This is a genomic window from Paenibacillus sp. OT2-17 (assembly GCF_009827695.1).
In the GTDB taxonomy this organism is placed as follows: domain Bacteria; phylum Bacillota; class Bacilli; order Paenibacillales; family Paenibacillaceae; genus Paenibacillus; species Paenibacillus polymyxa_B.
Genome location: NZ_WUDQ01000447.1, coordinates 1 through 3,098, shown reverse-complemented (window position 1 = coordinate 3,098; position 3,098 = coordinate 1). Strand labels below are relative to the sequence as shown.

The window sequence follows — 3,098 nt, the reverse complement described above, 5'->3', positions numbered from 1 at the left end:
GGGTGGCGGCCACAGGTACACTGCTGGATTGCTTGGCCTGGCTAAAATAGGCAGCGAGTTGAGCTGCTTCCTCCAGCGTCGTATCCCCGAATTGCTCAGCACGTATAACGACGTGTGACCCCGGAATATCCTTTGTGTGCAACCATGTGTCATTTGGTCCGGCCAGTCGATTTGTCACATATTCATTTTGCAAGTTGTTTTTGCCGACCAGTAACTCGATACCTTCGGATGATGTATAGACGTGCAGGGTTGGACGGTCGCTTTTCTTCTTTTTCTTTCCTTTTTTGACCCGATCTCTGAGATAGCCCTGCTGAACCAGTTCTTCACGTATTTCCTCAATGTCATTCATAGAGGCATGGGCTAGCTGCTGAAGAAGATTGTCCATATAACGGATTTCTTCGTGAGTTTTCTCCAGTTGTTCATCAATGACAGCCAAGCTGTTTTTATATTTGTTGTATTTTTTAAAATACCGTTGTGCATTATCCGACGGGTTGAGTAGTGGGTCCAGTGGGATGGTCATTGGACGCTGTTCCTCATCATAAAAGTTAGTGAGCGTCACTTCTTTGTCCCCTTTTTTCACCTCATGCAGCGAAGCGAACAGCAACTCTCCATAAATGCGAAATTGATCGGCATCTTCCGCCTCGGCCAAATCCTGATGGAGATAGTCGAGTTTTTTTAGGTTTTTACTCCGCTCGTTTTGCAGAAACCGCAGTAGGTCACTGACCTTTTGCTTAACCGTATCCCTTTCTGCTTTTTCACCGAAGAAGTCCTCCATACACTCACTGATAGTAGCGTACTCCTTACGTCCTTCTTGGATCAACGTCAGTGGAATGGCTGAGAATATCACTTTATCTTGTGCGTTTAGTCCAGATACCGGCTGAAAACGATGATTCCGCACGTCATCCATGATGTGACTGAATGTCCTCCATAGTGAACGATCACTATCACCAGATACTTCATTAGTCACTCGAGCTAGTATCTCTTCAGCAATGAGGGGACTGAGTCCAGTAAAAGTGTTCACGATCCAGCGTTTGGGAGCTTCTTCGGCCTCGATCGCTGTTTGATACGAGGATATGAAGCCTGCCTCTTCCGTTTCTAGTGGATTCAGCTTGTTTTGTTCAGGAGGCTCCGTGTATTGAAAGCCAGGCATAATGACCCGATAGCTGCTGATAGACGGTGTGACATGATGAATGCCATCCAGCATCACGCCTGTTTCCGGGTCAAGCAAAATAATGTTGCTGTGTCTACCCATTAGTTCAATGATAATTCGTTTGAGTGAAATATCTCCCAGTTCATCACGTTGACGTATATCCATGTGAATAATACGCTCCATGCCCACCTGCGTGATTTTCTCAATAACGCCTCCTTCGCAATGCTTGCGAAGGAGCATACAAAACATAGGGGCTTCTGTCGGATTAAGAAAGCTTTGTTCTGTAAAATGTACACGCGGGAAGGTCGGATTAGCCGACAGCAGCAGCTTTACGCTTCCGCCTTGTGCCCGCAGATTCAGCACGATATCGCGATCATTTGGCTGATGTATTTTATTAATGCGCCCGCCCCGGATGCCTTGCAGTTCGTGTACGATAGCGCGGGTTACGATTCCGTCCAATGCCATAATTATGTTCTCCTTTGAAGCAAATGTATTTTCGCCTTCCTTCTATGATACATAACTTTGGGACAAAACTTAAGCGGCTTTGTGATATTTCAGGTCCTGTCCGAATAGATTGAATCTAGAAAGTCTGTCCAGCTTATCAGCAATCGCGGCACAAAAATATAATAACGGGCAGCCATCCTACTCACAACCGACGGAAACGGACTATCTGACCGGGAGGGAATTGGGGAGAATGGAACAAGCACACTGGCACCAATTAAGCAATGAACAGCTTTCAACAAGTCTGGAAGTCGACCCGAAGCAGGGTCTTTCGGAGGAACAGCTTGCGGAACGAAGAGAAAGGTCAGGATGGAATGAGCTGAGCGAGGGGAAGCGAGTTTCGGCAATCTTGCTGCTGCTCAACCAGTTCAAGGATTTTATGATGCTCGTATTGATGGGAGCGACCCTGATATCCGGCCTGCTTGGCGAATATTTGGACGCGATTACCATTATTGCTATTGTTGTACTGAATGGAATTCTCGGCTTTGTACAGGAATTCAGAGCTGAGCGTTCATTGCGAGCTTTGAGACAACTGTCGGCTCCAACCGCCAAAGTGTTGCGGGGCGGCAAACGAATTCAAGTTCAGGCCAGAGAGCTGGTTCCGGGTGATATTGTGCTGCTGGAAAGTGGTGATCGCATTCCCGCAGATGTAAGGTGGTTGAGTACGAACGGCTGTGATGTAGAGGAGTCTGCCTTGACGGGGGAATCAGTTCCGGTGAGTAAGCATTCCCGTCCTATTCATGCCGCCGAAGTACCACTCGGGGATCAAAAAAACATCGGTTTTATGGGCACGATGATGACCAGAGGAACCGCACAAGGAATGGTTATACGTACAGGTATGAGTACCGAAATGGGTAAGATCGCAGACTTGATTGAAAATACGGAGTCGCAGGAGACACCGTTGCAGCACAGATTGGAGCAATTGGGCAAAATTTTGATTATCGTAGCGTTGGCGCTAACGGTGCTCGTTGTCGTAGCAGGCATTTTACATGGACAGCCAGCCATGAGCATGTTCTTGGCCGGAGTGAGCTTGGCTGTGGCGGCCATACCGGAAGGGTTGCCAGCTATTGTGACAATTGCGCTCGCATTGGGTGTGCAGCGTATGATTAAACGAAAGGCGATTGTGCGTAAGCTGCCTTCTGTTGAAACGCTCGGCTGTGCATCAGTCATTTGTTCCGACAAAACGGGCACCCTGACCCAAAATAAAATGACAGTCACCAAGCTATGGCTGGACGGTCGCTTCTGGGGAGTTACGGGAGAGGGCTACGACCCACACGGGCATATTATGGATAGAGACCTTCCTGCTGATCTTAAAAACGGACAATCTCTGCGTAGACTGCTACAAGCCAGTGTACTTTGCAACAATGCTGAAATTGTTCAAGCTGATACAGAGGAGTTGCGTTCGAAAAAGAAGACCAAAGAGCCGACGCCGTCCGCCGTTTGGGAG

The 3,098-nt window shown here is 48.0% G+C and carries 2 protein-coding genes; one reads left to right on the top strand and one right to left on the bottom strand.

Features of this window, described 5'->3' with window-relative positions:
* The coding region (locus GRP75_RS22830; RefSeq protein WP_160790447.1) for an Rqc2 family fibronectin-binding protein at positions 1 to 1,615 on the bottom strand (1,615 nt) is incomplete at its 3' end.
* A 229-nt stretch (positions 1,616 to 1,844) separates the two neighbouring features.
* Here GRP75_RS22830 and GRP75_RS22825 point away from each other — a divergent pair.
* Positions 1,845 to 3,098: cation-translocating P-type ATPase (locus GRP75_RS22825; RefSeq protein ID WP_160790446.1), on the top strand; the 1,254-nt coding region annotated here is incomplete at its 3' end.